27 protein-coding genes and 1 riboswitch are annotated in these 25,196 nt (G+C 47.3%); of the genes, 14 read left to right on the top strand and 13 right to left on the bottom strand.

Annotation, left to right across the window (positions count from 1 at the left end; all coding sequences use genetic code 11):
• Positions 1 to 82 (top strand): IS3 family transposase (locus tag D1831_RS14930; protein WP_341483886.1); only part of this gene is annotated, 82 nt, incomplete at its 5' end.
• 213 nt (positions 83 to 295) lie between these two features.
• On the opposite strand, the gene D1831_RS07700 is transcribed toward D1831_RS14930, so the two are convergent.
• Together D1831_RS07700 and D1831_RS07695 are read right to left on the bottom strand one after the other, a co-directional pair.
• Positions 296 to 649, bottom strand: coding sequence for a CrcB family protein (locus D1831_RS07700; protein WP_125072355.1), 354 nt, complete (start codon positions 647 to 649; stop codon positions 296 to 298).
• Positions 649 to 1,032 carry a fluoride efflux transporter FluC gene (locus D1831_RS07695; protein ID WP_125072354.1) on the bottom strand — a complete coding sequence of 128 codons (384 nt, stop codon included), beginning with the start codon at positions 1,030 to 1,032 and terminating at the stop codon, positions 649 to 651. The genes D1831_RS07700 and D1831_RS07695 overlap by 1 nt, the downstream gene beginning before the upstream one ends.
• 323 nt (positions 1,033 to 1,355) lie before the next feature.
• Here D1831_RS07695 and D1831_RS07690 point away from each other — a divergent pair, with 323 nt between their 5' ends.
• A complete protein-coding gene (locus D1831_RS07690; protein WP_125072353.1) occupies positions 1,356 to 2,879 on the top strand; it encodes an ABC-F family ATP-binding cassette domain-containing protein in 1,524 nt (507 codons plus the stop codon).
• A 76-nt stretch (positions 2,880 to 2,955) separates the two neighbouring features.
• Here the strand turns inward: D1831_RS07690 and D1831_RS07685 are convergent, their stop codons facing one another.
• Genes D1831_RS07685 through D1831_RS07675 form a run of 3 tightly spaced genes read right to left on the bottom strand, consistent with a single transcriptional unit; the run spans position 2,956 to position 5,623 of the window.
• Positions 2,956 to 3,615, bottom strand: a complete 660-nt coding sequence (locus D1831_RS07685; RefSeq protein ID WP_125072352.1) for an energy-coupling factor transporter transmembrane component T family protein — start codon at positions 3,613 to 3,615, stop codon at positions 2,956 to 2,958.
• The gene (locus tag D1831_RS07680; RefSeq protein WP_125072351.1) at positions 3,605 to 5,026 is read right to left on the bottom strand and encodes an ATP-binding cassette domain-containing protein; all 1,422 of its coding nucleotides are present in this window, start codon (positions 5,024 to 5,026) and stop codon (positions 3,605 to 3,607) included. The genes D1831_RS07685 and D1831_RS07680 overlap by 11 nt, the downstream gene beginning before the upstream one ends.
• A 21-nt stretch (positions 5,027 to 5,047) precedes the next feature.
• Positions 5,048 to 5,623, bottom strand: coding sequence for an ECF transporter S component (locus D1831_RS07675; protein ID WP_125072350.1), 576 nt, complete (start codon positions 5,621 to 5,623; stop codon positions 5,048 to 5,050).
• A gap of 105 nt (positions 5,624 to 5,728) precedes the next feature.
• Positions 5,729 to 5,823: riboswitch (TPP riboswitch) on the bottom strand.
• Between the two features lie 149 nt (positions 5,824 to 5,972).
• Between D1831_RS07675 and D1831_RS07670 the strand changes: the two genes are divergently transcribed.
• Both D1831_RS07670 and D1831_RS07665 read left to right on the top strand, forming a co-directional pair.
• On the top strand, positions 5,973 to 6,449 hold the full coding sequence (locus D1831_RS07670; RefSeq protein WP_125072349.1) for a glutathione peroxidase: 477 nt from the start codon (positions 5,973 to 5,975) through the stop codon (positions 6,447 to 6,449).
• Between the two features lie 36 nt (positions 6,450 to 6,485).
• Positions 6,486 to 7,316: an aldo/keto reductase gene (locus D1831_RS07665; RefSeq protein ID WP_125072348.1), complete on the top strand. Its 831-nt coding sequence runs from the start codon at positions 6,486 to 6,488 to the stop codon at positions 7,314 to 7,316.
• A 78-nt stretch (positions 7,317 to 7,394) separates the two neighbouring features.
• Here the strand turns inward: D1831_RS07665 and greA are convergent, their stop codons facing one another.
• The gene (gene greA / locus D1831_RS07660) at positions 7,395 to 7,865 is read right to left on the bottom strand and encodes a transcription elongation factor GreA (protein ID WP_125072347.1); all 471 of its coding nucleotides are present in this window, start codon (positions 7,863 to 7,865) and stop codon (positions 7,395 to 7,397) included.
• 157 nt (positions 7,866 to 8,022) lie between these two features.
• On the opposite strand from greA, the gene D1831_RS07655 reads away from it, so the two are divergent.
• On the top strand, positions 8,023 to 8,979 hold the full coding sequence (locus D1831_RS07655; RefSeq protein WP_125072346.1) for a L,D-transpeptidase family protein: 957 nt from the start codon (positions 8,023 to 8,025) through the stop codon (positions 8,977 to 8,979).
• A 324-nt stretch (positions 8,980 to 9,303) separates the two neighbouring features.
• Positions 9,304 to 10,017 (top strand): glucosamine-6-phosphate deaminase, encoded by a 714-nt coding sequence (locus D1831_RS07650; protein WP_125072345.1) that lies wholly within the window; start codon positions 9,304 to 9,306, stop codon positions 10,015 to 10,017.
• A 77-nt stretch (positions 10,018 to 10,094) separates the two neighbouring features.
• Here D1831_RS07650 and D1831_RS07645 read toward each other — a convergent pair whose 3' ends face one another.
• Complete coding sequence (locus D1831_RS07645) at positions 10,095 to 10,751, bottom strand: hypothetical protein (RefSeq protein ID WP_125072344.1); 657 nt, start codon at positions 10,749 to 10,751, stop codon at positions 10,095 to 10,097.
• Positions 10,752 to 11,184: 433 nt separating this feature from the next.
• Positions 11,185 to 12,600, bottom strand: a complete 1,416-nt coding sequence (locus D1831_RS07640; protein WP_125072343.1) for a C69 family dipeptidase — start codon at positions 12,598 to 12,600, stop codon at positions 11,185 to 11,187.
• A 382-nt stretch (positions 12,601 to 12,982) separates the two neighbouring features.
• Between D1831_RS07640 and D1831_RS07635 the strand changes: the two genes are divergently transcribed.
• The 4 genes from D1831_RS07635 to D1831_RS07620 are packed head-to-tail and all read left to right on the top strand — an operon-like array spanning position 12,983 to position 18,556.
• On the top strand, positions 12,983 to 14,821 hold the full coding sequence (locus tag D1831_RS07635) for a PTS mannitol-specific transporter subunit IIBC (protein WP_125072342.1): 1,839 nt from the start codon (positions 12,983 to 12,985) through the stop codon (positions 14,819 to 14,821).
• Positions 14,822 to 14,857: 36 nt separating this feature from the next.
• Positions 14,858 to 16,933 carry a BglG family transcription antiterminator gene (locus D1831_RS07630; RefSeq protein WP_125072341.1) on the top strand — a complete coding sequence of 692 codons (2,076 nt, stop codon included), beginning with the start codon at positions 14,858 to 14,860 and terminating at the stop codon, positions 16,931 to 16,933.
• 14 nt (positions 16,934 to 16,947) lie between these two features.
• Complete coding sequence (locus tag D1831_RS07625) at positions 16,948 to 17,397, top strand: PTS sugar transporter subunit IIA (RefSeq protein WP_057706266.1); 450 nt, start codon at positions 16,948 to 16,950, stop codon at positions 17,395 to 17,397.
• A gap of 1 nt (position 17,398) precedes the next feature.
• Positions 17,399 to 18,556: a mannitol-1-phosphate 5-dehydrogenase gene (locus D1831_RS07620; protein ID WP_125072340.1), complete on the top strand. Its 1,158-nt coding sequence runs from the start codon at positions 17,399 to 17,401 to the stop codon at positions 18,554 to 18,556.
• Positions 18,557 to 18,629: 73 nt separating this feature from the next.
• Here the strand turns inward: D1831_RS07620 and D1831_RS07615 are convergent, their stop codons facing one another.
• Positions 18,630 to 19,136 (bottom strand): MerR family transcriptional regulator, encoded by a 507-nt coding sequence (locus tag D1831_RS07615; RefSeq protein ID WP_125072339.1) that lies wholly within the window; start codon positions 19,134 to 19,136, stop codon positions 18,630 to 18,632.
• A 178-nt stretch (positions 19,137 to 19,314) separates the two neighbouring features.
• Between D1831_RS07615 and trxA the strand changes: the two genes are divergently transcribed.
• Both trxA and D1831_RS07605 read left to right on the top strand, forming a co-directional pair.
• On the top strand, positions 19,315 to 19,650 hold the full coding sequence (trxA, locus tag D1831_RS07610; RefSeq protein ID WP_125072338.1) for a thioredoxin: 336 nt from the start codon (positions 19,315 to 19,317) through the stop codon (positions 19,648 to 19,650).
• Between the two features lie 232 nt (positions 19,651 to 19,882).
• Positions 19,883 to 20,122, top strand: a complete 240-nt coding sequence (locus D1831_RS07605; RefSeq protein ID WP_125072337.1) for a hypothetical protein — start codon at positions 19,883 to 19,885, stop codon at positions 20,120 to 20,122.
• Between the two features lie 137 nt (positions 20,123 to 20,259).
• Here the strand turns inward: D1831_RS07605 and D1831_RS07600 are convergent, their stop codons facing one another.
• The 3 genes from D1831_RS07600 to D1831_RS07590 all read right to left on the bottom strand — a co-directional run bounded on the left by D1831_RS07600 (position 20,260) and on the right by D1831_RS07590 (position 21,872).
• Complete coding sequence (locus D1831_RS07600) at positions 20,260 to 20,646, bottom strand: hypothetical protein (RefSeq protein WP_125072336.1); 387 nt, start codon at positions 20,644 to 20,646, stop codon at positions 20,260 to 20,262.
• Positions 20,647 to 20,809: 163 nt separating this feature from the next.
• Positions 20,810 to 21,274, bottom strand: a complete 465-nt coding sequence (gene ndk, locus D1831_RS07595) for a nucleoside-diphosphate kinase (RefSeq protein WP_125072335.1) — start codon at positions 21,272 to 21,274, stop codon at positions 20,810 to 20,812.
• 85 nt (positions 21,275 to 21,359) lie between these two features.
• Complete coding sequence (locus D1831_RS07590; RefSeq protein WP_125072334.1) at positions 21,360 to 21,872, bottom strand: hypothetical protein; 513 nt, start codon at positions 21,870 to 21,872, stop codon at positions 21,360 to 21,362.
• A gap of 159 nt (positions 21,873 to 22,031) precedes the next feature.
• Between D1831_RS07590 and D1831_RS07585 the strand changes: the two genes are divergently transcribed.
• Entirely contained in the window at positions 22,032 to 23,381 is a 1,350-nt protein-coding gene (locus D1831_RS07585) for a DUF2252 domain-containing protein (protein WP_125072333.1), read from the top strand.
• A 136-nt stretch (positions 23,382 to 23,517) separates the two neighbouring features.
• Positions 23,518 to 24,066, top strand: a complete 549-nt coding sequence (locus tag D1831_RS07580; RefSeq protein ID WP_125072332.1) for an NADPH-dependent FMN reductase — start codon at positions 23,518 to 23,520, stop codon at positions 24,064 to 24,066.
• A 150-nt stretch (positions 24,067 to 24,216) separates the two neighbouring features.
• Here the strand turns inward: D1831_RS07580 and map are convergent, their stop codons facing one another.
• On the bottom strand, positions 24,217 to 25,008 hold the full coding sequence (map, locus tag D1831_RS07575) for a type I methionyl aminopeptidase (protein WP_125072331.1): 792 nt from the start codon (positions 25,006 to 25,008) through the stop codon (positions 24,217 to 24,219).
• Positions 25,009 to 25,196: the final 188 nt, after the last annotated feature.

The following is a 25,196-nucleotide window of genomic DNA, read 5'->3' as shown; positions in this document are numbered from 1 at the left end:
TAACTACAAGCGTCGCCAAGAAACACTAAATGGCATGACCCCGAAAGAATTTCGGAATCATGCCATTCTAAAAACTGCATAGCTATTTTAATTATTTGAACTGTCTACTTGACTCGGAGCAGTCCCGTTGCCAGGTTTTTGTGACTTGAGGACTAAAAGCCTAAGCCGTTTAAACTCGTGATTAGTGCCGTAATTGTGTAGATGACGAGTAGGAGCGTAATACTCCAACACGGATGATTAGTGATGAATTTTTTCATAATAATAGTTTTTCCCAAAAAAACAGATTAATTATAGTTTATAAAATGTTTCCGAGGAAAGCCAGGGCTAATCCGCCAATTAAGCTGGTTCCCAAGTACGTCCAGGCCACGTGCCAGTGGTGATGACGAGCTAACAGGACGACTTCGTTGATCATAGTTGAAAAAGTGGTGTAACCACCCGTAATACCGGTCCCAAGAAAAACCTGCCAGTTGAGGGGCAGGGTGCGTGCCAGTAAAAGGCCCAATAGGAATGCGCCAGTCAAGTTAATGAAGAGCGTAGCGATTGGAAGTGGCCAGCGGTCGTTTAGTGGGCGGGCAAAGTGCATAATCGCAAAGCGGCCGAGGGCACCAATTGCCGCACCACCGCCAGCGAGTAGCGTTAAAGTCAGCATTAATCGACCTCCACTGGTGACCAGCGCTCACTAAGCAGGTTACCGGCTAGGCCGGCCAGTAACCCCAGTCCGAGACTCGTTACGACGTAAAGCACACCCAAAACGCTATGCTCACCCCGCAATAATTGTAGCGCTTCGTTAGTAAAAGTTGAAAAGGTGGTAAAACTTCCTACCAGACCAACACTCATGCCAGTCACCACGTTTTCGGAAACCGGCAGCCGGGCCGGCAATAAACCGGTGACCAAACTTAAAAGAAACGCCCCCGTAACGTTAATGATGGCCGTAATCCAGAAGTGTTGTGGCCAAGTGACCACTAAACTAAGCAATTCACGTAATCCACCACCGAGGACGGAAAAGCTGGCGATGGCCAGAATCTTTTTCACAACGAACACCCGCTTTCAGAAATTAGTTTAAGTTTACTGAAAGTTATGTTTAAAGACAACTCTACCCGGTTGCCAAATTAAATTAACCATGCTATTGTATAAAATAACTTATGAAAACACGGAGGATTTCAGCCAATGCGCAACTAATTAATTCTAGTAACTGAACAGTCATTACCACGTTTAAGGGGTGGACTGTCCGTTTTGGGATTAATTAGTGGTGCTGGCGAAGTCCGTAGCCAGCGCTCCCGGTTCGGGAACGCTTTTTTTGTGCGCGATTGTGCCCAGGTACCACCAAGAATCCCGGTTTTAAGGGGGATTTTAAAATGACAGAAATAAAATTAAGCTACGTACAAAAATTAATTGCGGGGCGGCCGTTATTTACGATTCAATCACTAACCGCGTCGGACAGCGCCCATATCGGCATTGTCGGCCGCAACGGTGCTGGTAAATCCACGTTGGCCCACATGTTGACGGGAGAAGACCACGACTTTGAAGGTCAGTTGATCGTAAACGCACCGGTGGTCTACGTGCCGCAAATTGCGCCTACGTTTGAGCAGAGCGGTGGTCAGGCAATGTTGGCCCGGGTGCGGGCGGCGCTGAATAAACGCCCTGAAATTCTAATTTTGGACGAACCGTCGTCTAATTTAGATGAAACGCACCAGGACTGGTTAGCCAAACAATTACGCCAGTTTCGGGGATTACTGCTTTTAATTTCGCACGATCGACAGCTATTAAACGCCGTAACGACCGAGACGTGGGCCGTGGCGAACCAGGAATTTCAAGCCTATCCGGGGAACTACGCGCAGTATCAAGCAATTACCCGGCAACAACTTGCGACCCAGGAGGCGGCCTATACCCGGCAACATCGCCATTTACAGGACTTAAAAAAGGCGACCCAGGCGCGCCATGAAAAGGCCCAACGAATTCGCAAGGGCAGTAGTCGAATGACCGCCGCCGAACGGGCGAACTCTAAATCGTTACGGGAAGCTACCGCGGCAAAAATGGACCGGAGCGCCAAAAAATTAGTTGAACGGGGCGAACGTGAGGTAACGGTGGCAAAGCCGTTTACGCAGAGTGGCTTTAAGTTAGTGGCAACCGATTTCCCCCGTTTTACGGGTAAGACGGTGGTGACGGCTTTAAACGTAACACTAGCCGCGTACGGAAAAACATTACTGACGCGCGCCACTTTTCAAATCAAGCCCGGCGCTCGGGTGGCCTTGGTGGGCCCCAACGGTAGTGGAAAAACAACCTTGTTGGAAGCCGTTTTGGCTGGTCAAACCAGGGGATTAACCTTGGCGCCAGCCGCTAAAGTTGGGGTGTTTAACCAGGACATGACGGCGCTCAATGGTGAGTTAACGGTTTGGCAAACGGTGCGGCGGGCCAGTAACTTGCCGGACCAAACCATCCGTAACGTGTTAGGAGCATTGGGGTTACCCGCCCGGTTTTATCCGCAGTTGGTGGCTGAACTTAGTGGTGGGGAACTGGTCAAATTACAGTTAGTACGCATCTTGGTTGGAAACTACAACGTTTTAATGTTGGACGAACCGACCAACTACTTGGACGTTGACGCGCTCGACGCCTTGGCGGACTACTTGCAAAATTATCCGGGAACCGTTATTTTTGTTTCCCACGACGAACCGTTTCGGACGGCCGTCGCGACCCGGACGCTAACCCTTAAGCATCAGCAGTTAGTTGATCCGAATACGGTTCCCCATCGGGCGCAATCGGCAACGGTTGATTTACCGTTATTACGGTTTAAGTACGATCAGTTGATGGCGGATTCGAACGCAAAAACGGCGGATATTCAGGCACTTAAACGAAAAATTGACGCTGCAACTAAAAATTAATTAAATTAAAAACGGGTCGTTTTCAGGGGTCAAAACACTGAAAACGGCTCGTTTAATTGTAATTAACGTCAATAAATTAGTGCCACGGCATCACGAATACGCCGAGTTGTAACAGGATGATACCACCAATTAGCAGCCCCCAGTCCACGGGGCGGACGCGAACTTTACGGTAGTGGGTCCGCGGGGCGTCCTCAACAAACCCGTGGGACGCCATGGCCTGAGCTAAATTTTGAGACCAAGTAATGGAAATTAAAATGGCCTTGAAATAGAGCTGGGGGGACCAAAATGATAACGTTTGGCCCCGCATTAAACCGGCTGCGCGAATCACTTGGACTTCGTGCTTAATTTTAGGTGCTAAGTTGTAAGCAGCCAGCACGCCGTACGCAAATTTGGCGGGTAGGTGGCAGTTTTGTTCGAGCGAATCGGTCAGTTCAAGTACGTCGGTGGTTAACGTTAGGGTAGCGCCGGTAAAAACGAAGGCGTAGATCCGGGTAAACAGGACCCAGGCCATCAATTCTTTTTGACCAGTCCCGTTAATGTACTGGGTGCTCCAGAGACCGATAGCGGGAATTAGGGGCACGATCAATAACCAGAGGAGGGTTCGCAGTTTGACCCGCTTAGCCAGTAAGTAGATGCCGGCGAGGATCACTAGGGCGACGTTTAAGCTGACGATGGTGGTAAACGAGATTTCTAACGCCACAATTAGTAAGAGTAACAGCTTCAAACTAGGATTCATGGCGTACCTCCCCAACGTATTGCAACTGGTGGTCGGCCAGGCGTAAATGGTAATCAATCAACGGTGTCAGCCCGGTTAGTTGGTGGCTAATGATGATCAGGGTCTGCTGGGTCGCCGCCTGCACCGTTTGAAGTAACTTGACTAGGGCGTGAATGGAACTTAGATCGAGCCCCTTCAGCGGTTCGTCCATTAGTAGGACCGGTGACTGCATAATCAGCATTAACAAAATTTGAAGCTTCTTTTTTTGACCCTCGCTCAGGGTATAAATGACCTGCTCATCACGTCCGGCTAAGTTTAACTGGGTCAAGGCCGATTGGATGCGGGTGGGGGTAAAGTAGTCCCCGTACGCGTATTTTTGACTTTGAGCCAGTTCTTCGGCAACCGTAATGTTAAAAAATTGGGCCTCGGCGTCCTGAAACAGGAGGGCGACGTGCCGGGCATAACGTTTACGGCGCAATTTTTGAATGTCATGGCCGTCATAATTAATGGTGCCACTGTACGGGTTGAGGCGAACCAGGGCTTCAAAGAGCGTGGACTTGCCAGTTCCGTTGGCGCCAGTGATCAGGGTGTTACGGTGCGCGTGTAGCTGTAGATCGGTTGGACGCACCAACTCGTGTTGGCCCTGCCGTAGCCCGACTTGGTGGAGGGCAAAGAGCGGCTGGTCGACCGGTACTGGCAGGAACCAGGCCGGTAACGTTTGAGGTTGAAAGGCCGCAAAGAAGGCGGGCCAGTCACTACGGGACAATTCGACCACCTGGTGTGTCGGTGTAATTTGTAAAACGTGGTCGACAATTTGGTCGTAGCCGGCGTAATCGTGGTCGGCTAAGATGATGGTCTTGCCCCGCTGATCACGCAACTCAACTAGCCGCCGGAGTAAACTGACCCGGGCGTCTGGATCGACACTGGCAAACGGCTCGTCTAACAAAATAACGTCGCTGTCCATGGCGACGATGACGGCCAGAGCCACCTTTTGCTTTTCGCCCCCCGATAGTTGGTTTAACAACCGGTGTTGCAACTCCCGAATTCCAATAAAATCAAGGGCGCTGGTTAGTCGGTGATGAATAATGTGGGGGTCCGTTCGTTGGTTTTCTAGTGCAAAAATAAGCTCGTGTTCGACCGTATCCATGGCAAACTGCTGGTTAGGATTCTGAAACATCATGGCGACCCGCTTAGAACGGTCCGGGGCAGAAATGTTTTGCAGTTGCGTTTGGTCATAGCAAATGTGGCCGTGATCGGCCGGCAAGGGTAGGAGCCCCGCCATCAGTTGTAAGAGGGTCGACTTGCCGGTCCCCGAAGGCCCCGTCAATAGGGTGAATTGATGGGCGGGGAACTTTGCCGTGACGTGCTCAAAAATGGGCGTCTGCGCCGTTTGGTAAGTATAGGATAAGTGTTCAAGCGCAATCGTCGCCATGGGTAGAAGCCTCCAAAAAAGTTAGTTAGTGTGGGTCGTTTTGAGCACGTGACTACGGTCTAATAAGTCGGTAATGGCCCGGGTCAACAAGCCGCCAAAGACGAACATCGAGCAGAACCGCACCACGAAGAACAGGAGCAACAACCACAGCTGTAACTTACCGTAACCGCTCCGGGCGAGGTCCCAGCCGAAGGTGACGATCGTGGTGGTTGCGGCCGTGGCAGCTAAACCTAACCAGTCATAATGCTTGTAGCGGGTCAGTGTAAATCCTAGTTCAGAACCAATTCCTTGTAAGATTCCCGAAATCATGGTCGACGCGCCCCACTGGCCGCCAAACAACATTTCGACGACCGACGCGAGAAATTCACCTAAAACCGATGCACCTTTGATTCGCAGCATGTATCCGGCGAGCATTCCGGGCATGCACCAGAGGCCCAGAAGCAGTTCGTTAGGAATTTGGCTGAGTCCTAGGGGCGCAAATACGGCGGTAAGAACGTCATAAACGTAGTTGGTTCCTAGAAAAATGATGCCAAAGAAAACGCCAATTAATGCTAATAAAATAATGTCGCTTAAATACCAGTCTTTTACCCACTTCACGAGTAAAACCTCCCATAAAATAATTGTTCACCCACAGCCCCCGTGCGACAAAAAACGCCTACCACGTGTGGAGCGGTGGTAGGCGGCTAAGTCGTGATTGATGGTTCCCCAAATAAAGCATTGCTTCCTGCGCTGGCATTGTCCAGATTCAGGTTCAATGGGTATTATCTCAGCCGTAGTTGGCACCCCAGTTGCTATTGTGGATGATAAACTCAGTGTAACGGTTTTATTTCGGAAGCGCAAACAAAATTTATCAGTTTGAAAGCAAAGTTCACTAGAAAATCATCAATTTGTGGTTTACTAAGGTTAGTTAGTCCAAAAATTTAATGTGATTAAGGAGGGGTTGCTCGTGGCGACGTCAATTTATGATTTTACGGAAACTGAAATGAATGGTGACACCCTCGCACTTTCCCAGTACCGGGGGCAAGTGTTACTGATTGTGAATACGGCCAGTAATTGCGGCCTGGCTCCCCAGTTCAAGGGTTTAGAGGAATTGTATCAAAAGTATCGGGGCGAAGGACTAGTCGTTTTAGGTCTGCCGTCGAACCAGTTTCACCAGGAAAAGGCCGACGACACCGCAACCCACGACTATTGTCAGCGGCACTACGGCGTGACGTTTCCCATGACCAAACGGGTATTCGTCAACGGTGAACGGGCCGATCCGCTATTTCGCTACTTAAAACAAACGGCCGGTCACGGGCGCATTAAGTGGAACTTCACGAAGTTTTTAATTGGTCGGGATGGCCGGGTCTTGAACCGGTTTGCACCCACGACCCGGCCGGTAGCGTTTGAAACGGCCATCCGGGATGCGTTGGCGGACCGCTAAGTTTATGACTAAAAAATAATTTAAGGAGTGATTTTTTTGGAAAGTTATACGTTACGGGACGGGCTAACCGTTCCTAAGGTGGGGTTCGGGACTTACAAGTTGAATGGGGCCCACGGTGTTCAAGTTATTGATTCAGCGATTGACCGTGGTTACCGCTTATTGGATACGGCTTTTAACTATGAAAATGAAGGTGCCGTTGGTGAAGCGATTCGGCGCTCGTCCGTACCACGTTCCGAATTGATCGTTTCCTCGAAGCTTCCCGGTCGGCACCACGCCTACGACGAAGCCATTGCGACCATTCAGGAATCGCTCTACCGGGCCGGCTTAGATTACTATGATTTGTATTTGATCCACTGGCCCAACCCCAAGGAGGACCACTACGTTGAAGCTTGGCAAGCGTTAATTGACGCCCAAAAGTTAGGTCTCGTACGTTCGATTGGCGTTTCCAACTTTCTGCCGGAACACTTGGACCGCTTGGAAAAGGAAACCGGGGTCCTGCCCGTTATTAATCAGGTGGAACTTCACCCGTACTTTAACCAGCAGACTCAGCGGGAATACGATCAGGCTCACGGAATCCTAACGCAGGATTGGAGTCCGCTTGGCCGGGCCAGTGAAATGTTACAGAATCCTACCCTTAAAGCCATCGCGGCGCGTTATCAAAAAAACGTTGGTCAATTGATCTTACGGTGGGAAGTTCAGCTCGGCACCTTACCGATTCCTAAGTCTTCCACGCCTAAGCGCCAACTTGGTAATCAAGATATTTTTGATTTTGAAATTAATGCGGACGACATGGCTACCATTAATGGGATGAGTTCCGCGGATGGCCGGCTAAAGAACCAGGACCCCGCGGTTTATCAAGAATTTTAATGGAATTAAAATAGTATAGAATAAACGTCAAAGTGCGTCGATCACTCACGATAAGTTGAGGGTGATTGACGCACTTTTTTAGTTTCGTTTAACGGCGATGATCTTAACTTGGTAGTCACCGTTGGGCGCGCTGACGGTCACGACGTCGTTAACGCCGTGGTTGGCGAGTGCCTTACCGATGGGGGAGGTGAAGGAAATTTTATTTTCCTCTAAGTTAGCTTCCTGCTTACCGACGAGCTGATAGGTCAGTTGATCGTGGTCGTCCATGAATTCAACGGTCACAAACTTACCAATATCAAGCTTATCGTTGTCGGCCGGTTCAACTATTTGAGCGTATTGGAGTTGTTTATTGAGAAAGCGTAGGCGGCTCTCTAAGCGTCCAAGGTCCCGCTTGGCATTCGTGTACTCGGCGTTTTCTGAACGGTCGCCTAAGGCCGCTGCGGCCGCTAAGACCTTAATGCGGTGGGGACGTTGTTGTTTCAAGTCTTCGATTTCTTGCTCAATGGCGTGGTAACCCGCGGGGGTCATTTTATTAAAAGTTGGTTCCATAGTATCAAACCTCGGCTGTCTTGATTTTCTGGGAATAGTTTACCGCACTGGGGGATAAATTCAATGATGATTTGGTCGCGATTACTTAGTTAATCAAGTAATATTATTTATAAATAACGTTATTGCTTAAATAACGGAACGGGGGAATTGAAACGTCATGAAGTGGGAAAAATTTATGGTCAGTTTAGTAGCGGGAGTTGGCTTACTCGGAGGAAGTTGGTCCGTTGCCCAGGCTAGTCCAACTTATCAGCGGACTCAAACTAAAAAGATAACGGCAAAAACTTACTATTCCAATAGTCGAACGGCCAAAACGTACCGCAATAACGGTAGTTTAAAGCACTGGCAATTTAAGGCTAATCATAAGTTGGTTAATTATCCGAAGACGCGGTGGACGGCGACTAAAAAAATGACCGTGATGAAAAAAGGTAAGCCAACGGTCTATTACTGGGTGCGCAATAGCCGTAATAACGCGACGGGCTGGTTGTGGCGAGGTTATTTGAAACCGGTCAGCGCAACTGAAAACCGGGTAACGAATATGAAAGTTGCCAAGCGGGCCAACCAAATCGTGACGGTGGTTCAAAAGGGACGGACGACGGCAACGCTCCAATTATGGACTCAAAATAAGCAACACGTTTGGCACAAAAAAATGAGTGCGGCTAGCCGCATCGGGACGAACGGTATTGGACGCTCCCAAGAGGGCAGTAGTACGACTCCTATCGGGGCTTATCCCCTGAGTTTTGCGTTTGGAAAGGCCGGAAAAGTCAAAACGGGCGGCCTTAAGTACCGCAAAATTAAAAAGACGACTTACTGGATTGAGGATCTAAACGACGCCCAGTACAACACTTGGCAAAATCGGTCCTGGGCTAACGCCAAAAATGAACATTTGATTGATTACACGAAGGCAGCACCGCATAATCAGTATCAACTTGCCGTTGTCATGAATAATCGGGGCAAGGCCAACGGTTCGGGATTCTTCATCCACGTTAAAAATCAGTGGCCGACCGCGGGATGCGTTGCCATCAGCCTAAGCGCGATGAAAAAATTAGTGGGGCAACTTGGTAAAAAAGCGTACGTCGTGAACGTTCCCACGGCGGCCCAGTTGACGCGTTACTAAAAATAAATTTTCAATGGGGCTTATTTTTTGATTAAATTGCAACGAGAAGACGGTATGACCGGAAATGAGCGTAAAAAAATAGCCAATAGCTTTCCAGGCCTTGGCTAGTCGTAGAGTTTCTCACGCTCTACGGAGTTACGAACAAGTTAAGTATAGGCAAAATAATAGGAAAATACAATTTATTTGTTATTAAGTCAAAGCTGAATGAGACGCAAATGAGAACGGTCCCAAATAAAAATCAATTATTTGAGGCAAACCCCTTGAATTTTAGTCTAGACCAATATACAATTGGACTATACCAAACAAAGAGGGAGTCAGTTAATTATGAAAGTTATCGTAGTAAAGGATCAAGCTGCCGGCGGCAAAGAAGGATACAAAGTATTTAAGGATGCCTTGGACAATGGGGCTAAAGTATTTGGGTTGGCAACTGGTTCGACACCCGTTACAACTTACAAAGAAATCGTCAACAGTGATTTAGATTTCAGTAACTGCACATCCATTAACTTAGATGAATACGTTGGTATTAAGCCAAGCAACGAACAAAGTTACAAGTACTTTATGCAATCAAACTTATTTGATAAAAAACCATTTAAAGAATCATTCTTACCAAACGGTTTAGCTGCTGATCCAGAAGCCGAAGTTAAACGTTATGACAAGATTATCGACGAACACCCAATTGACTTACAAATTTTAGGCCTTGGCCGGAATGGTCACATTGGTTTTAACGAACCAGGGACTTCCCGCGACGTGACAACTCACGTGGTTAACTTAACGGAATCAACTATCGAAGCCAACTCACGCTTCTTCGCCAGCGAAAATGATGTTCCTAAGCAAGCCTTCTCAATGGGCTTAGCTTCCATCATGAAGAGCAAGCACTTATTGCTCGAAGCCTTTGGCGAAAACAAGGCTGACGCTGTTAAGGGTATGATCGAAGGTCCTGACACCGTTGACTTACCAGCAAGTATTTTGCAAAACCACCCAGACGTTACCGTTATTATTGACGAAGCGGCTGCAAGCAAGTTAAGCAAAAAATACTAGACTAAAATTCTAAAATTTAAGCTTTAAACCGAAAATCGTCCGGCAACCAGTTAAGTGGGTGCCGGACGATTTTTAGGCTATTTGGAATTCCAAATACGTTTAACGGGACTGTAATAAGTGATTTTTACGTGATGGACTTGTTTTCCGCCCCGAACGACGTGTTTGGTCACTGCTTTTCCAAAATATTTTTTAATGGATTTATTGATTTTATTGTAAGAAGAACGTTGCTTTTTAGCGTATTTAACGGTATATGGAATGTTTCCATATGGATTAGAGTCTGACCAAAATTTTTGAACCGAACTCTTTTTTGATTTGGTGAAGATAGTGAATTCTGAATAATGTTCTTCTTGATTATATGAAATCAAAGCTTTTTGGTGCTTGATCGTGGTCTGGCGCAGTAATTCGGAACCTTCACCGTGCATGAGATATAAAGTATTTGCGTGGGCACCTTTTACTTGAAACGGTGTAAAAGTTAATTCACTAACGGCAACGTAACTGTTGGGGTCGCGTTTAGCGCGGTATTTTGAGCGTCCAAAGCGTTTTGCACTAACCTTAAATTTACTAGTTTTTCCCTTGTAATTGGTGTACCAAGTCCCCCGAAACTTCTTGGGTAAACTAGTTAATTTATGAGTTTTAACGGCCGCCTGAGCAGTTAAGGACTGTTGATTTAGCCCCACGATGCCGGCACCTAGTAGGGTGGTGGTGACAACGATTTCTTTAACAAGTTTGTGCATGTGATCCCCTCCAAATATAAATAACGTAATAAGTATAGCGCTTATCGGTATTGAAGAAAGCTCTAATTAAATCGGCCTAAATAATTTAAGTAACCGGTGGCTAACTATAATTAATGGTAAATTGTTGGGTACGGACTTGCGGGGGACCGACCAGCAACGCTAAACTAAGGTTAGTTTAAAAAATCGGGGTGGAAAATATCGGGATAACGGGCGTACTACTTGTATTGATCGTGGCACTGATTGCTATCGGGGGCATCGGTATTCGAAGGCGTCAACCGCAACTGATGATTATTGCGGGAATTGGATTGGCAATGATTGTCATTGGCATGGTTTGGTTCCTTATGACACCTAGCCCGGCCAGTGTAATGATACTTGTGGACTAAAACAACCAAAAAAATTGGCTACCAGTGACGGTAGTCAATTTTTTTGCTTTTTAAAGGTTTTGTCCCTTTTCCCACGTTGTTCTTGAGAGTAGCAGGCCGTGTTTAACGAGTTGATCAAATAGCTCGTGGGTCCGTTTAGAAATCTCGCCAGCGGTTTCAGCGTTTGCACGGGTCAAAAAGGCGGTGGCGTCACCGTTGATGGTGGTGTCGGCTTTAGCAACTTGACCGCGGGCGTAAGATTGGCAACCGTCCCGGTAGGCGTTAACGGCTTCCGCAAATTCGTGCCAGTGCGGTTCAATCAGAACGGACAGCGTCTTGGATAACCAGTAAACGTTATTGACGTCAACCTTATCCGTTGTGTTTTGGTAATCACGGGGCGTGTCGTTAACGTTGGTAAAGAACGGTACGTACGGAGCGTAGGCGAAGAAGCCCATTGCAACCCATTGAATGGCGGCTTGTTCGTTCGGTACGTCGTTTCGAATCTGCAAGATGGAGGAACACTGGTTACGATCCATGGCGATTGAACGGTAACGTTTTTGTTCACGCTCGTTACCGGAAGCGAAGGTCCCAAACGGGTCGTACGGGGTACCGTTATAGTGTGAAGATAGGAAAAACTGCACGTCTTCGATTGCTAACTTTTTGCTTGGTTGCCGGAACATTGGCATGTCTTGATCGGTTGGTTGTTGTTCAATTTCAGGGTTAAACAACTTTTGACCGTACCAGGTCCGGGGCGTGTTGTAGTAAGCGTCGGCTTCACTGTGGGTCCCAAAAATTTCACGGAAGTTAAAGTGGCCCGGATTCGGGTTCAAATGGTTCTTTTCAACGAATTCGGTTAAGTCGGTTGCGCCGAGGAAGTTATCAGAGTCGCTGAGGTCCATTTCTTGAACGACGGTTTGATTCGGCACGATGGCGTAGGTATCATCGGGAACCCGGACGGCGCCCCAGTGGTGGCCACCGGCTGTTTCGAGAATCCAAATATCATTTTGATCGTTGAAAGCAATACTGTTACTTTCGCCGGTCCCGTATTTTTCAAGCAGGGCGCCTAAACGTTGGACACCTTCCTTAGCACTTTTGATGTAAGGCAAAACGAGGGTGACCATGGCTTCTTCATCAACCCCGTCGTGAACTAACGGATCGTAACCTAGTACCCGGGCGTTAGTAGCGGTTGTTTCAGTGGCACTCATGCCGACGTTTAATTCGTTAATTCCGGCCTCTTCATACTGACCATCGCTTTGGTCGGCCTGTGGGGTTGCCGTGTAACGGTAAGCGTGGTCGGGAAGTGGGACCGTTACCCCGGTCGTAACGGATTTGTAAGTAGCGTTGGTCTGGTCCTTAGCTTCGTGGACCACGAACTTGATCGGGTTGATTGGACCGTAACCGTCTTCGTTACGGGCAACAATCGTGGAACCGTCCATGCTGGCGGCTTTCCCGACTAATATTTCAGTACAATCAGAATCTTTCTTCATTAGTTATTCCCCCTTAGTTAATTCCAGTATAGGAGTCTGAAAACGAATTTCAACGGATAAAAGGGAAATTGAAAATGGTTGGTGGAACTAAATTAATGGGCGACGCCGAAGAATGCTTGAAAAATAATAGTCGTTAACGGGCGGCTTTCACGAAAATCACTTGTGAAAACACAATCATAATTGAGTTAACAAACCGATGATAATGATTGCTATCCTTGATATAACGGCAACTACCAAAAGTGTGCCAACTTTGCCAATTGTGAATTGGTGAGTTTAATTTTGGCACAACTTTACGTGCCACGGGTCTGCCTAGAACTTCTTGAAACCGTTTTCTATCCCCGATATGATAGAGACGTTAAGAAAAAGGAAGGAGCTTTACAAGATGAGTGAAAATGTAAATACGAACGCAACGCCAACCGCTCCCGCTGCAAAAAAGAAAGTCGGAGTGAAGGCCCGCGTTCAAAAATTCGGGAGTGCCCTGAGTAACATGGTTATGCCGAACATCGGTGCCTTCATCGCTTGGGGGCTAATCACCGCCATCTTCATGGCCGGCGGCTGGTTCCCAAATGCCGATTTGGCTAAGATGATTCAACCGATGGTCCACTACTTATTGCCATTATTGATAGCGTTTACCGGCGGGAATATGATTGCCGGTCACCGTGGTGGGGTCGTTGGTGCGATCGCTACGATGGGTGTGATTGTTGGTTCGACCATCCCAATGTTTATTGGGGCCATGATTATGGGTCCTTTAGGTGGTTGGGCAATTAAGAAATGGGACGATGCCATTTCTGATAAAGTTCACAGTGGTTTTGAAATGTTAGTTAATAACTTCTCCGCTGGGATTATGGGGATGCTGTTAGCCATCCTCGGTTACTTCGCCATCGGCCCATTGGTCGGGGGTGCGAGTGCGGCCATGGCCGCTGGTGTTAACTGGATCATCAAGATGCAGCTATTACCATTAGCAAACGTCTTTATTGAGCCTGCTAAGATCTTGTTCTTAAATAACGCGATTAACCAAGGTATTTTGACACCACTTGGGATTCAAGCCGCTGCCAGTGCTGGGAAGTCGATCCTGTTCTTACTGGAACCGGATCCAGGTCCAGGTCTTGGGATCCTGTTAGCCTTCGCCTTATTCGGTAAGGGTACCGCGAAAGCTTCCGCTCCAAGTGCCATGATTATTCATTTCTTCGGTGGGATTCACGAAATTTACTTCCCATACGTTTTAATGAAGCCGGCATTGTTCTTAGCCGTTATTGCCGGTGGGGTTACCGGTACCGCAACGTTTAGTTTGTTAAACGTCGGCCTCAAATCAACCCCATCACCTGGTTCAATCATCATGCTATTCGTGATGTCACCACGTTCCGTTTCAAACTACTTAGGTTTGATTTTAGGGGTAACGTTAGCAACCTTAGCTTCCTTCATTGTTGCTGCGATTGTCTTGAAGCGTGACAAGTCTGGTGCTACTGCCGATTTAGCTGCTGCTCAAGGTCAAATGAGCAACATGAAGAACGGTGGCGCGACCGTTGAAGTCAGTGACGCCGAAGCTTCCGACGTGATTGCGTCATATAAAGACGTTGACCACATCATCTTTGCTTGTGACGCCGGGATGGGTTCATCCGCAATGGGTGCTTCCTTACTGCGTGACAAGGTTAAGAAGGCCGGTATCAACATGTCCGTAACTAACACGGCCATCAGTAATTTGAAAGACGAACCAGGATTATTAGTCATTACGCAAAACGAATTGGCCGACCGGGCCGCACAAAAAGCACCACACGCCCTTCGGTTAGCCGTTGATAACTTCTTAAGCAGTCCTAAGTACGACCAAGTTGTCGTTAACTTAAAGGCCCGTGATCAAGTTAGTGATGAACCGGCACCAGCTTCAGAAGCACCGGTTGCGACCGATGATCACTCGGATGAATTACCCGCTGACTTAGATTTGAGCATCGTTAACGAAATCGTCTTTGTTCACCACGACGATCACTTAGGGACGGCAACCATGGCCACTTCCTTAATGAAGGATCGTTTGAAGAAAGCTAATAAGCAAATTGATGTTAAGAACTTAGGTATTGATGAATTAAGTGATACAAACAGCCTGTTAGTGGTCTCAAGTCCAGAAGCTGCTAAGAACTTACGGACCCGCTACACACAAGTCCAGATCCTAGTAACCGATGATCTTTTGAGCTCACCTAAGTATGATAAGATGGTATCGGAATTGAAATAAATCAATATAAATACCGTTATTATATGAGGTGGCACCATGGTTAAGTTCACGCAGCGTCAAGACGAATTATTACAGTTATTATTAGCAACTCCCAACGGTCTTTCGATGGGTCAGATTGAAACCGGTCTCAGTAGTAGCCGGCGCACGATTTACCGGGAGTTCAGCAATTTAGAACTGGTGCTACAAAACGCGGGTCTAAAAATTGTTAATGAAAGTCACCATTTTCAGTTGACTGGTTCGCAACCGGCGTTGGCTGCCTTCAAAGAACAATTAACGGCTGGTCACGAAATTGCACCGGCGTTTGACTCGCAAACGCGTCAAAACGCGCTAGCTTGTCGGATCCTTATGTCGGACCGGTCGATGAAGTTGAAGGAGTTGGCGTTGGACTTCGACGTTAGCGTGGCGACCATCTCAAACGACCTCACCGCGCTGGCAACGCCGTTTGATGATTACGATTTATCCATTGAACGCCTTAAATCCCGGGGCATCCAAGTCGCGGGGACTGAGGGCAACGTCCGCAACCTGTTTGCCACCATTTTGAATAACGAAATCAATGATTATGAGTTCTTCAAAACGATTGGCAAATTGAACCGCGGATTGGCGGTCTCCGCCATTGATGAACAGTCGTACTTCTTGAACTTGCTGGATGCCGCGACGTTGTTAGTTTGTTACCACGCCGTCCGTGATCTAAAGAAAAAGTACTTCTCATCGGTTCCGGATGGTCAGCTGCAACAGTTGATCATCACCTTAACGACCGGTGTGATGCGCTTGGATAGTGGCAAACGGGTCACGTATTTACGGGGCATTAACCGTGACGACTTCTTGAAGTACCAGCGGATTGCCTTAGCAATCATGACGCAGTTACCGGCGGAAGTTAAAACCGAGATTACCGGAGCAGAAATTGATTTTCTAGCTCAGCAGATCAAGGGATTGACCTTCCGAATCGATCAGGACGCTTCGTTATCAAACTACGACTTACAGCTGACTTACCAAGTCAAAAAGTTCATTGACGCGGTTGCCCATAACTTTAACTGGTCGTTTGGAACCGATGACCGCTTACTGAATAATTTGACGGCGCACATGCAGATTGCTTTACAGCGCAACGGTGTAAACGGACCGGTACCACCGAGTCCGGAACTCCAGGAAGTGCGTGAACAGTACCCTAAGTTGTATTCGGCGGTGGTGCGGGGCTTTGCCAGCACCTTCCCGGATCAAGATTTTAAGGCGGATGAGTTAACGTACTTGTTGATTCATTTTGCCAGTACCTATGAACAACAGTTGAGTCACCAAGCTTTAAAGGTGTTGGTACTCTGTCCTAACGGAATGACGACCGCCCGGATCTTGAAGACCCGTTTGGCACGCCTAGTTCCGGAGATTACCACCATCGAGGTCGCCCGGATCGGGAACCTTGGTCAGATCAACTTACAAGATTTTGACATGATTCTCTCGACGACCACGCTCCCCGGTTTTAAGTTGAACTACCGCGTGGTGAGCCCGTTGTTACTTGAAAACGAAGTCAGTGCGTTGCGTGAATACATCCACCAGTACTATCCAAGTACACTGGAGGTTGATTCACCAGTCGTTGACGATTCAACGACCAGCCTAGATTTCGATACCGTGTATCAGCGAATGACAATCGCCAAACAAATTTTGGATCGTTTCACGATCACCCCCATTAGAAATGACCGTGAAACCGTGGCGGAGACCTTAGTTAAGATCACCAAACACATTGATTCAAATTTGATTCATGACCCCCTAGAAGTCGCTGGGCGATTGTTACACCGTTTGAGTCGGGCGCCGGTTGGTATCCCCAACACCAACCTGGCACTAGTTCACACGTTAAGTCAACAGGTCACCGCACCGTATTGTGCCATCTTTGAACTGGATCAGCCGATCACCTTTAAAAGCATGGATCAAAGTGAGATTCGACTTCAACGAATCGTGTTGATGCTCGGTCCCGAGAACATTAGCGATTTTGAAAATCGCTTAATGGGTAAGTTGAGTGCGTTAGTCATCGAAAGTGTGGATAATACCCAGACTTTTATGACCGGTGATCGCCAACAACTATATCAGTTAATTAGCAAAGCCTTTTTAAACGAACTAACGAAATAGAGTAGGTGAATAGAATGGAAGCTTTAGATAAAAAAATGATTGCGTTGAACCAACAAGTGGCCACGCAAGAAGAAGGCATCCGCTTAGCCGGTCAACTATTGGTCGATGGCGGCTGTGTCGAGCCGGAATACATTGACGCGATGCAAGCGCGTAATAAAGATGTCTCCGTTTATATGGGTAATTTCATTGCCATCCCCCATGGTACTGAAGATGGCATGAAACACATTAAAAAGACCGGGATTTCCGTGGTCCAAGTACCAATGGGTGTGAGCTGGGGCGACCCGGGCAACAACGACGATGATAAAACCGTTACGGTGATCTTCGGCATTGCTGGGTTGAACGGTGAACACTTGAACCTCTTGTCTCAGATTGCCATATACTGCAGCGACGTTGCCAACGTTGCCAAGTTAGCGGACGCTCAATCTGAAGATGAAATCATAAATCTATTAAAGGAAGTTGATTAGAATGTTAGACGTACATTTTGGCGCAGGTAATATTGGTCGGGGCTTCATTGGCGAAACCTTGGCTGACAACGGCTTTAAGATCACTTTCGTTGATGTTAACGAAACTTTGATTGATGAATTAAATAAACGCAATGGCTACACCATTGAATTGGCTGCAGAAGGCCAAAAGCATATTGAAGTTCACGATGTAAAGGGCATTAACAACGGCAAAGATCCTAAAGCGGTTGCTGAAGAAATTGCCAAAGCTGATATGGTTACGACCGCGATTGGACCAAAGATCTTGAAGTTCATCGCGCCACTAATTGCCGACGGGTTAAAGTTACGGCATGCTAACAATAATACGACTCCAATTGACATTATTGCGTGCGAAAACATGATCGGTGGGAGCCAATCATTAAAGAAGTCCGTTTACGAATCCTTAGATGACAGCGAACAAGCTTGGGCCAACGAAAACGCCGGCTTCCCAAACGCCGCCGTTGACCGGATCGTTCCACTGCAAAAACACGACGATCCCCTGTTTGTTTCCGTTGAACCATTCAAGGAATGGGTGATCGACAAGTCTCAAATGAAGAACCCGAAGATTCAATTAAAGGGTGTCGACTACGCGGACGACTTGGAACCATACATTGAACGCAAATTATTCTCCGTTAACACTGGTCACGCAACCGTTGCTTACACTGGGAACATCAAGGGTTACAAGACCATTGGTGAAGCCGTTAAGGACGATAGCGTGGTTGACCAAGCTAAGCGCGTCTTAGGTGAAACCGGGGACCTGCTGATTCAAAAGTGGGGCTTTGATCCCGAAGTACACCACGCTTACCAAAAGAAGATTTTGAGCCGGTTTGAAAACCCATATATCTCAGATGATATCGAACGGGTTGGCCGGACACCGATCCGGAAGCTTGGTTATGACGAACGCTTCATCCGCCCAATTCGCGAATTGAAGGAACGTGGCCGTGACTACAGTTCCCTAGTGGACACTGCCGGTGAAATGTTCTTCTTCAACTATCCAAACGATAGTGAAAGCGTTAAGTTACAAGCCATGTTGAAGGACGAACCAATTGAACAAGTTATCCGTGAAACCACTGGTTTGAAGGATGAAGACTTGATCAAAGAAATTAAGGCGGCTTACGAAAAGCACCTAGCTGCCGTTAAATAAAGTAAATTAAAATAAAGTACCGAATCACAAACCGCCATAGTGATTCGGTACTTTATTTTTATAAAAAACGGGGCTACTTAGTCCAAAATTGCCACCACGGTTTAGCAGCTTGTTGCTTAGCCTGGTCGTCCAAGCGGTCCAGTACGAGGTTAAGCCGGTAATTCAGTGAATCGAGGCGCCGAATAATGATTGCCTGTTGTTTGGCAAGCTCGGCGTTACTCGGTCCCTCCGATTGAGTGGTGACAGCCTTTGTTGTGGGTTCCGGAGCACTAGCCGGTGTCGGTTGTTTTGGTGCCGGTGCGACTGGATGGCTGTGCGGGTCAAAGGTTTGTTCTAGGGCGTTGGCGAGGGTAACGCCCCGTTCCGTTAAGGCGATGGCGGCTTTAAACGTTTCTAAGTCGGCGGGACTGTAGAGCCGGTGACTATTATCAGCGGTTCGAAAACGGGTCTCGTCGGCTAATTGTTTTTCAACGAGGGTGCTGTATTTTCGCAGGGTGACGGCTTTAATGCCGAGCTGCTGGGCAGCAACGGAGGCCACTAGTTTGGTTGCTTGGTCGGGCGTTGCGGTTGGTTCAGTCATGGTAAAGGTCTCCTTTTCGTTAATATCGTTTCTATAACGCTATTATATCGAATTTGCGACTGAACGGGTACCGTTTTGCGTTGGATTAGTGACTAGGGGTCAAACATTTAGGCCGGTAAATTCACTAAAACATGCTATGATAAGACGTAAAACTAAGTGAAGTGGGGAATGAAGCATCATGATTGAACCAGTCGATAGCACTACTTTTGAAACGGTGGCGGACGGGACGGCCCTAACGGTGGTTGATTTTTGGGCGGATTGGTGTGGTCCCTGTAAAATGCAGACGCCGGCTTTAGAGGCGCTGGATGAGGATTACGATGGCCAAATAAAATTTGCATCGGTGGACGTTGATCAAAACAAGGCCATCGCTGAACGTTTTCAAATTATGAGTATTCCGGCCTTAGTGATCTTTAAGAACGGCCAACCCGCTGAAAAGGTCGTTGGTTTCCATCCGCAGGCGGCCCTGAAGAAGTACCTTGATCAGAAATTAGCCGAAGTCGCAACGGCCAACTAAGTTAGGCGTCCTTAACGGGACGTTTTTTTATTTTAAAACTTATATTGTTAATAAATATTAGCTTGTGTCAAATTAAAGTCTACTAAGTTTTCATGAAAACTAATTCGCGTACGGGGCGTGGTTAGAACGGAAAAGTTATTAATAATGAAAATGGCGCGGTTCTAGCGGTATAAATGGGGATGTCGTGGTACATTAAAATGAACATTAAATCGTTCAGGGGGAGGACGCTTTTATGAAAAGACTAGTTTGGCTATTACGTTTAGGGATTGTGGCCTTTGGGGCGGCGTTAATTTTTGAATCCGTACAAACGTCCAAGCACCAACCAAAACCGCGGGTCTACGTGGTGAATCAGGCACTGGAACGCCGGGACGAACAACGTGATCCCGTAAAAAAACAATTACAGATTCCGCAAGAGGTGTTACGCGTACCGCAAGTGGCGCCCGTTTCGGCCGAGCAGTCGCTAACCTCGTAATTTGTGGACCATTGCTACGGGCAAATAAAGTCTGCGGAATAAAATTTCAAAAAGCATAAATTACTCACATCATAAACGGAGTAATTTATGCTTTTTTCGTGGCAATGTTATCAAAGTGGCTGCTGAAAATCAGTTTGTTAGAGGCGGTTATAAATCGTTTCAATTAAGTCATCGCTGTTGGCAATTAATTGGCGATTCAGTGAAATTAAATAGCCGGGTTCTAACGGGTTCATAATGTTATGAAAAGTATCTTGAATAATGCATCCGGTCAAAGTAAACGTTTCTTCCCGATCCTGAACGATAATATTAAAACTGCGTTGGTCGTTAGTAACTACGACGTTTGACCCCATTAAGTGGGTCAAGTTTAACCCCAGCGTTGCCGTCGAATCCGTTAAACCAATCATCCCCGTACGTTTGATCAATTGGAGACATTCATCGATTCGTTTTAACGCGGCGTACATTGAAAATTTAGGCGTGCTCGCGGTATGTTGCCGACGTAAATATGGTCCTACTACTAAGTTCATTAAAAGTCCCCCCAACCTTTATCGATTAGTTCAAGCATACTGGGCAAGGTCCGTTTGTGCGAAAATTCTGACATTTTAGGCGGGTTAGTTGCGTGACCTTACGGGTTAGCTTTGTTCAATTGCCAAACAAAAAATCCCCGGACTGGCCGGGGATTGCTAAGAATTAAATGCTAGTTTCAGTTAAGGGCTTTCGGGAAGAAACGGCCAGTTCTGGGAACCAGATGGCAATTTCGTGGTGGGCGTTTTCCCGGCTATCGGCTGTGTGGATGATGTTTCGTAAAATTCCGTCCGGATAATCGTGGGCGTAATCTCCCCGGATAGTGCCGGGTTGGGCGTCGGACGGACGGGTATTACCAGCCAGGTGGTGAATGGCTTTGACGACACTAGTCCCGCTAACGATAATGGCGACTAACGGACCCTCCATCATGTACGTTTCAATTTCTTTAAAGTAAGGTTTTTCGAGCTTCTCGCTGTAGTGAGCTTGAAGCTGCTCGGGTGTAGCTTTGATCACTTTCAGGGCGGAAATTTGATAACCTTTTTGTTCAATACGAGTAATAATGTCGCCAATGTGCCCTTCAGCAACGCCGTCGGGTTTTACAAGAACTAAAGTTTTTTCTGAATTTGCCATAATCTGTGACCCCCTCAATTTAAGTAAGCGCTTCCGCCTATGTTGCTTAAATTGTAGGTGAATTCGATGAGTGCGTCAACCAAAACTATTTGTTTTTCGCGGAATGGCGCGCTTGAGCGACTTCATTAGCCCGGAGTGCCTGTGGGTAAGCTCGGTGTGCGAGCCACCAAACTCCACCACGTTGGATGAGTAGGGTGAGACCTAAATAAAGTGTGATGGTTACCGAGCTACCGGTCCATAATCGGTCTGCCAGCAAATGACCGGTTATGCTAATGATCCAGAAGGTCAGGGTCAGCCAGTTACCTTGCCGCATGACGAGACCGTCGTCGTTGACCCAAAAGCGGTAGGACCAGGCGCGCAATCCGCCAAATACGACCGCGCTTAGCAGACTGGCCCCACCAAAAAGAACGGCTTGGCCGGGCTGGATGGTGAGGTGCTGCTTAGTAAAAGCGTCGCTGATCGTAAGCAGGCCAACCAGAATAATGACCACGTAAACCTTGCCTTTAAAGCGGATCACTTTGGGAGCCAGTTGACGACGAACGATCCAGACTAGGACGAAAGCGGCAAAAATGAGGTTGGTTAAATTTAAGTTTTGCATGAAAATCTCCTGTATGATAAAAGTCTGGTTGTTATTGTACCCGTTAGCGGTTGTTAAATACTAGTGACATTTGTAACGATTTGATTAGTGAATCCTTTCGTTTTAATGGGATAAATCGTTATAATGGAGGCAGTTTAAAACAAAAGGGATTGATACAACATGCCACCACTGGATTTAACACACATTCGTCAACACCACACGGTTGCCGAATTAATTGCGCTGGGTAAGGCCCGGCGCCAAACCACGTCGTTTGAACAGCTCGGAACGTTTACGCCGGTTAAGCGTAACGCGGCGGAATACTTGAAACACGTACGGGCAATGTTAGTGCCGGAACTCTTACCCTTGCGGCGTGAACGGATGTCCGCTTCCGCGTTCGCCTTTTTCCGGGGCTCCGTGGAACTGATGGACTATGATTTAGATTATCAAAAATCAACGGGGATTCCCGCCGTGGTTTGTGGTGACGCCCACTTAGGGAACTTTGGTTTTTACGCGTCACCGGAACGGCGCCTAGTTTTTGATTTAAACGACTTTGATGAAGCTGGAATTCACCCGTGGGAATGGGATCTGCGGCGGTTGTTGGTTAGTATTATTTTAGCCGCGCGGGATTCGGATTTTAAGCCTAAGAAGATTGATAAGCTGGTTCAAGCGGCGAGTGCCAGCTATCGTGAAGCCATTAAACGGATGTTTGACCAAACAACGTTGGACCGTTTTTACCGGGACAACGAAGTGCAGGCGGTGTTAAATTTCGGCGGTGAACCGGATGATACGGCCAATTTCATTGCCGATCTCGTTAAAAAGGCCCAAAAACGGAATTCAGAACAGGTCGTTCGCAAGTTTACGTGGACGAATAGCCGGGGCGAGCGTCAGTTTAAAGATAACGCGCCCCGGTCCGTACACGTTGATAAAAAGACTTACCGCGGCTTAAAACACGGCATTCAAGAGTATTTATTAAACGTTCGGACCGACGTAGCGCTGCTGCTATCACAATACGAAGTGACCGACATTATTCGACACAGCGTCGGGGTCGGGAGTTTTGGCTCCTTGTGCTACCTAGTGTTGTTGACGAGTACGGATGGTAGTCACATGGTTTTGCAAATTAAAGAAGCCCTACCAACTAGAAAAGTTGGTAGCCAGTCCCGCCAGGCGTTAACCGCCGCCTTAGAGCTTTCAGAAGGTCAACGGATCGTGAGTTCACAGCGAATTTTACAAGCGACTTCGGACGTGTTTTTAGGTTACTTTCAGATGGCCGATAAGAGTTTCTACGTTCGTCAGTTCAGGGATATGAAGGAATCCATTGATATTCCAACCTTGGATTGGGGCCAGTTTTCGGCGTACGCGCGCACCTGCGCCATGATCTTGGCGCAGGCCCATGCCCAGAGTCCGACGGCGGCCATGATTCGGGGCTACGTGGGTAGTTCCGCTAAGTTTGACGAAGCGATGGCTAATTGGGCCGAAGCTTACGTTAAACGGGTTGAAAATGATTATCAAGACTTTTTAGAGATGCCATAAACGTGGTGCAATGGGAATTAGCGGCTGCTAATTTCCATTTTTTTAAAAGGGGAAGTCTAAATAATTGCACTTTAACTGTTTATTGATATACTTACTATTAGTAAGTTAAATTGAATTGAAAGGACTGTTCAAAAATATGACAAAATATGGTGTAATCGTAGGCTCTATTCGTAAAAATTCTTATTCTAAAGGGGTGGCCGACGCAATCGTTGCCGGACTACCAGCGGACGCCGAAGTAACGTATTTAGACATTGCCAAGTTGCCACTTTACAATCAGGACTATGATGAAGATTCACCGGTTGAATATACGGAGTTCCGAAACGCCGTGGCAGCCCAAGACGCCTTCATCTTCGTTACGCCGGAACATAACCGGAGCATTCCAGCCGCTTTGAAGAACGCTTTGGACGTGGCTTCTCGTCCTTGGGGTCAAAGTGTTTGGGGTGGAAAACCAGCGCTAGTTGCTTCCCAATCAATCTCTGGTATCGCCGGTGTGTTAGCTCACCACGTTTTACGTCAATCATTGGTATTTTTAGACATGCCAACGATGCAACAGCCCGAATTATACATTGGCAACACCGACAAGTTAGCCGACGAAAATGGCCACATTACCAATGAAGGTACCCAGTCCTTCCTAGCGGGTGCTGGTAAGCAATTTAGTGAATTTGCTGCCAAGTTTGTTAAATAGTTCCATCTATAAAGTCCTAATATGTTGTTAATCAAAAACGGAGTGTGCCAAAAGTCGGTTAGCTGACTTTTAGCGCATGTTTCGATAATAATTATTCGGAGATAAAAGCGAGGCTGTGACAAAAGTCACAGCCTCTTTTGATGTTAATTATTATTTTTTCCAGAGGTACTTCGCATCAAAATCATTGTCAAACGATGACAAGATCTTGGGACCGTCGTCGGTAACGACTAAGGTGTGTTCGTATTGGCAACTTAAGCTGCCATCGAGTGTCCGAACGGTCCAGCCGTCATCGGCGGTTTCACCAGAACGCCAGTCGCCAATGTTGACCATTGGTTCGATGGTGATGGTCATACCAGCTTTAAGACGGGTCCCGTGACCCGCTTCACCGTAGTGGGGAACGTCGGGCTTTTCGTGCATCGTCGGTCCAATGCCGTGACCGATGTATTCACGAACGACGCCGTAACCCATTTCGTTTTCAGCGTAGTTTTGGATGGCCCAGCCGATGTCACCGATCCGGTTACCAACGACGGCCTGGTCAATCCCGAGGTAGAGGGCCTTTAACGTCACGTCCATGAGTTTCTTAACTTCGGGTGACGGGGTCCCGGCAACGAAGGCGTGGCAGGAGTCGCTTAAGTAGCCGTGGTAGTTAATAACGGTGTCGACTTTCAATAAGTCGCCGTCCTTAATTAAAATGTCTTTGCTAGGGCAACCGTGACAAATCATGTCGTTGACACTGACACAAGTTGAGTACTTGTAACCTTCAAAGTTTAATTCGCCGGGAGTGGCGTCGTGGGCGGTGATGTATTCGTAAGCGTAGTGATCAACGTCCCAAGTTGTGATTCCCGGTTTGATGTAATCTTCCAAGGCGTGGAAGAGGCCGACCATGATGTCGCCGGCTTCTTGCATCCCCTTAATTTCTCGATCTGATTTAAGAGTTATCATGTGATCCTCCAAAAAAATTAAATAAATTGTAGGTAAATAATGTCCATCCCTAGTATACAGCAACGGTTAATATCCGACAAAACGCATTGTTCGGTGCAACCTGGGAGTTGCGGGGAATGAAAACTAAAATTAGTTCTGAAATTAGCGAAAACGTTACCGGAAAAAAACGCAAAAAAATTTCCGGCTTA

The sequence above is a fragment of the Lactiplantibacillus garii genome (assembly GCF_003885105.1).
In the GTDB taxonomy this organism is placed as follows: domain Bacteria; phylum Bacillota; class Bacilli; order Lactobacillales; family Lactobacillaceae; genus Lactiplantibacillus; species Lactiplantibacillus garii.
Note: the sequence above shows the minus strand (reverse complement) of the source record. Positions and strands in the feature narration are given on the sequence as shown.

Coding starts and splice junctions, on each gene's coding strand:
- D1831_RS07700 (WP_125072355.1), bottom strand. CDS start 649: ATGCTGACTTTAACGCTACTCGCTGGCGGTGGTGCGGCAATTGGTGCC.
- D1831_RS07690 (WP_125072353.1), top strand. CDS start 1,356: ATGACAGAAATAAAATTAAGCTACGTACAAAAATTAATTGCGGGGCGG.
- D1831_RS07685 (WP_125072352.1), bottom strand. CDS start 3,615: ATGAATCCTAGTTTGAAGCTGTTACTCTTACTAATTGTGGCGTTAGAA.
- D1831_RS07680 (WP_125072351.1), bottom strand. CDS start 5,026: ATGGCGACGATTGCGCTTGAACACTTATCCTATACTTACCAAACGGCG.
- greA (WP_125072347.1), bottom strand. CDS start 7,865: ATGGAACCAACTTTTAATAAAATGACCCCCGCGGGTTACCACGCCATT.
- D1831_RS07655 (WP_125072346.1), top strand. CDS start 8,023: ATGAAGTGGGAAAAATTTATGGTCAGTTTAGTAGCGGGAGTTGGCTTA.
- D1831_RS07650 (WP_125072345.1), top strand. CDS start 9,304: ATGAAAGTTATCGTAGTAAAGGATCAAGCTGCCGGCGGCAAAGAAGGA.
- D1831_RS07645 (WP_125072344.1), bottom strand. CDS start 10,751: ATGCACAAACTTGTTAAAGAAATCGTTGTCACCACCACCCTACTAGGT.
- D1831_RS07640 (WP_125072343.1), bottom strand. CDS start 12,600: ATGAAGAAAGATTCTGATTGTACTGAAATATTAGTCGGGAAAGCCGCC.
- D1831_RS07635 (WP_125072342.1), top strand. CDS start 12,983: ATGAGTGAAAATGTAAATACGAACGCAACGCCAACCGCTCCCGCTGCA.
- D1831_RS07630 (WP_125072341.1), top strand. CDS start 14,858: ATGGTTAAGTTCACGCAGCGTCAAGACGAATTATTACAGTTATTATTA.
- D1831_RS07625 (WP_057706266.1), top strand. CDS start 16,948: ATGGAAGCTTTAGATAAAAAAATGATTGCGTTGAACCAACAAGTGGCC.
- D1831_RS07620 (WP_125072340.1), top strand. CDS start 17,399: ATGTTAGACGTACATTTTGGCGCAGGTAATATTGGTCGGGGCTTCATT.
- D1831_RS07615 (WP_125072339.1), bottom strand. CDS start 19,136: ATGACTGAACCAACCGCAACGCCCGACCAAGCAACCAAACTAGTGGCC.
- trxA (WP_125072338.1), top strand. CDS start 19,315: ATGATTGAACCAGTCGATAGCACTACTTTTGAAACGGTGGCGGACGGG.
- D1831_RS07605 (WP_125072337.1), top strand. CDS start 19,883: ATGAAAAGACTAGTTTGGCTATTACGTTTAGGGATTGTGGCCTTTGGG.
- D1831_RS07600 (WP_125072336.1), bottom strand. CDS start 20,646: ATGAACTTAGTAGTAGGACCATATTTACGTCGGCAACATACCGCGAGC.
- ndk (WP_125072335.1), bottom strand. CDS start 21,274: ATGGCAAATTCAGAAAAAACTTTAGTTCTTGTAAAACCCGACGGCGTT.
- D1831_RS07590 (WP_125072334.1), bottom strand. CDS start 21,872: ATGCAAAACTTAAATTTAACCAACCTCATTTTTGCCGCTTTCGTCCTA.
- D1831_RS07585 (WP_125072333.1), top strand. CDS start 22,032: ATGCCACCACTGGATTTAACACACATTCGTCAACACCACACGGTTGCC.
- D1831_RS07580 (WP_125072332.1), top strand. CDS start 23,518: ATGACAAAATATGGTGTAATCGTAGGCTCTATTCGTAAAAATTCTTAT.
- map (WP_125072331.1), bottom strand. CDS start 25,008: ATGATAACTCTTAAATCAGATCGAGAAATTAAGGGGATGCAAGAAGCC.